General features: G+C 44.5%; 4 protein-coding genes and 1 pseudogene. 3 read left to right on the top strand and 2 right to left on the bottom strand.

Features of this window, described 5'->3' with window-relative positions; all coding sequences use genetic code 11:
- The coding region (locus ACQY26_RS06965; RefSeq protein WP_428048419.1) for a P-loop NTPase at positions 1 to 398 on the top strand (398 nt) is incomplete at its 5' end.
- 55 nt (positions 399 to 453) lie between these two features.
- Here ACQY26_RS06965 and ACQY26_RS06970 read toward each other — a convergent pair.
- A pseudogene (locus tag ACQY26_RS06970) lies at positions 454 to 846 on the bottom strand (ATP-binding cassette domain-containing protein); the annotation flags it as partial.
- Positions 847 to 881: 35 nt separating this feature from the next.
- On the bottom strand, positions 882 to 1,025 hold the full coding sequence (locus ACQY26_RS06975; RefSeq protein WP_428048420.1) for a hypothetical protein: 144 nt from the start codon (positions 1,023 to 1,025) through the stop codon (positions 882 to 884).
- Between the two features lie 107 nt (positions 1,026 to 1,132).
- Between ACQY26_RS06975 and ACQY26_RS06980 the strand changes: the two genes are divergently transcribed.
- Positions 1,133 to 1,468: a hypothetical protein gene (locus ACQY26_RS06980; protein ID WP_428048421.1), complete on the top strand. Its 336-nt coding sequence runs from the start codon at positions 1,133 to 1,135 to the stop codon at positions 1,466 to 1,468.
- Positions 1,452 to 2,648: a PBSX family phage terminase large subunit gene (locus ACQY26_RS06985; RefSeq protein ID WP_428048422.1), complete on the top strand. Its 1,197-nt coding sequence runs from the start codon at positions 1,452 to 1,454 to the stop codon at positions 2,646 to 2,648. Before ACQY26_RS06980 ends, ACQY26_RS06985 begins: the two co-directional genes overlap by 17 nt.
- Positions 2,649 to 3,053: the final 405 nt, after the last annotated feature.

A 3,053-nucleotide genomic window follows, 5' to 3' on the forward strand; every position in this document is an offset into this window, starting at 1 on the left:
ATTTGGATTATCTTTTTATTGATATGCCGCCCGGCACCGGCGACGTAACCATGACGGTGTTTCAGTCCTTGCCTATAGACGGCGTTATTATAGTCACTTCCCCGCAGCAGCTTGTCGGAATGATAGTAGACAAGGCCGTAAAAATGGCGGAAAAAATGGACGTTAAAGTGCTTGGCCTTGTGGAAAACATGAGTTATTTCAAATGCCCGGACTGCGGCAAGGAAACGGAACTTTTCGGCAAGAGCCGCCTTTACGAAACAGCCGGAGAGTTCAATATTTCCCCGGCGGTAAAACTGCCGCTTGATCCGGCCGTGGCAAAAGCCTGCGACGAGGGCAGAGTTTTTGACGTGGAAGAACCCGCTTTGGAAGCCTTGGTAAACAAAATAGCTTCAAGGTAAAAAGCGGTTTTAAAAAGTTTTACGGACGGGCCCTAAAAAGCCCGTCCGTCTTCGTCTAATTCAGCTTTGATCTGAAATTTTTATAAGCCGCGCTGCAAGTTATAAGGCAGATAACCGCAAGTATAGCGCAGTACTGCCAAAAATAAACCAAATCCCACAGCTGCTGGCGGCTTACGGGATCCACGCCGATTGTCGGCTCGTCAAGAAGCAAAAGGCGCGGCCGGTTTAAAAGCACGCACATAAGCCCAAGTTTCTTATACATCCCGCCGGAAAGCTTCCCTGCGGGCCGCCCTTTAAAAGGGGCCATGCCCGTCGCATTGAAAAGTTCTTCCGCGCGCGGCTCAAAATCCTTTTGTTTTATGGCGTATAAATCACGGAAAAATTCCAAATGCTCCATGCAGCTTAAATCAGGGTAAAGGCTGGGCTCCTGCGGGAAATAGCCTAAAAAAGATTTGGCTTTCCCGGCGGAAAGTTCATCCCCGCTTAAAAAATATTCCGCGCGGACGCGTTTTCTTCAACCATAAAATTTAAAGCGGCCGTTTTAACTTTACCCGGCAGCGTTACGTTAAGCCCGGATAAAAGCCCCAAAAGAACCTGCGGCAAAGCCACGGACGGCATTAAAAGCAAAAAAGCGTCAAATGCGCTCGGGGCCGCAAGCAGCCCGGCTTTTTGCGCCGCGCGCCATAATTTGCTATATTATTTTTGAGCCGTCATATAATCTCCCCGACGGTAATATGCAAAAAAATACAGACAAAACCCTTAAAGAAAACTTCCTAAAAACTTTGCAGGAATCGGACAGCGTTACCGAAGCTTTGGAGGCTTCCGCCTTCCCCAAGCATCTGCTCTGCTCCGCACTTTCAAAAGACAAAAGTTTTTTAAAAGCTTTCGACAAAATAATAAATTTAAAACTGGAAATAGCCCTGATAGAAGCCGCTTTAAAATCAAAAACGGCCGGGATATTATGTTTTTCTCTTACAAACCGCCTGCCTAAAAAATACAACAAATCGCCCAAAGAATCCCCCAAAAAAGCGGAAACGCCCGGTAAAATAATCTATGACGGCGACGAATAAATTTAAAGTAGGCAGGATTTTTAAAGAGAACTTTAAAGCTAAAAAACAAACAGTTGTAAATATAGGCGGGGCGCGTTCCGGCAAAAGCTACGCCATGGCTCAGCTTTTGATAATGCGCGCTTTGAACGCCTCCGTACTTATAGCCGTAACCAGGAAAACCATGCCCGCCCTAAAAATGACGGCTTTCCGCCTTATTGTTGAAATGCTGCAAAAATACGGGCTGTTTCAAAGCGATAAATTAAATAAAACGGGCAATTTCTACCTTTTGGGCAAAAGCAGAATACAGTTCTTTTCTTTAGACGACCCGGAAAAAATAAAATCTTCCGAGTTTAATTATATCTGGATGGAAGAAGCCACCGAATTTACCTATCAGGATTATCTTATCCTGCTGACGCGCCTTTCCGCCCCCAAGGAAGAAAACGCCCTTAACCAAATATTCCTGACGCTGAACCCCACCGATGCCAACAGCTGGATAGCCAAAAAACTTATTCACCGCCCCGAAGTGCAGGTAATACACAGCAGTTATAAGGATAACCCTTTCCTTTCCAAGGAATACATAAACACTTTGTTATCCTTAAAAACTTACGATAAAAACGCCTATGAAGTATACGCTTTGGGCAAATGGGGCAGAAGCGATAAAATAATTTATTCCGCCTGGCACGGCGTTGACGTTCCCTTTGAAGCCCCGGAAGAAGTTATTTGGGGATTGGATTTCGGCTTTAACAATCCCACCGCGCTGGTAAAAGTGTACATAAAAGACGGCGCGTTATGCGCGGAAGAAAAACTTTACAAAACCGGCCTTACGAACGAGAATCTAATTGACGAACTAAAGCTGATAATACCGCCTAAGGAGCGCGGGAACGTCATTTACGCGGACAGCGCGGAACCCGCCCGCATAGAGGCCATTTACCGCGCCGGTTTCAACGTAAAACCGGCCGACAAAAATATCTTAAACGGAATAATGGCCGTTAAAAGCTGCGGAGAACTGCTTATAACAAAAAGCTCCGTTAATCTGATTAAAGAAATAGAATCTTACAGCTGGAAGACCGACCTTAACGGCAATATCCTTGAAGAGCCCGTAAAGTTTAACGACCACGCGCTTGACGCGCTCCGTTACGCCGTTTACAGCTATAAAAAGGAAACGCAAGATTCTGAGCAGGCCTCTTTAAGCTTTTTCTAGCGGATATTAACGCATTAGGCCAAAACCCCGGCTTCTTGATTGAAGCCGGGGCGGTTAGTACCGTTTTATGATTTTACAAAACGCTCCTACGTACGACACGGCAAAAAACTACAAGCCGTCAAATAAAAACTGACCTACATTAAACAGTAAAAAGTTATGGAATCATTTTATGACCGGATATGTATAGAGATAGGAATATAAAAAAGAAGAAAATATTTTTAAGTGAGCTATTTTGGGGTTAGCAGTTTATTATCTAACAGAGTTTAACTTCGCGAAAGCAAATAGTGTAATAGAATTTAACCGGCGTGGTTTTTCAGATTTGAGGTAAATTTAAGTTTTATTCTAAGCGCAGAATACCTAGAACGATGGCGGCTTTGCCGCCGCGGTATTTAAGCGAAGAAAAAA

This window comes from Candidatus Proelusimicrobium excrementi, assembly GCF_937881865.1.
Classification (GTDB): Bacteria; Elusimicrobiota; Elusimicrobia; order Elusimicrobiales; family Elusimicrobiaceae; genus Proelusimicrobium; species Proelusimicrobium excrementi.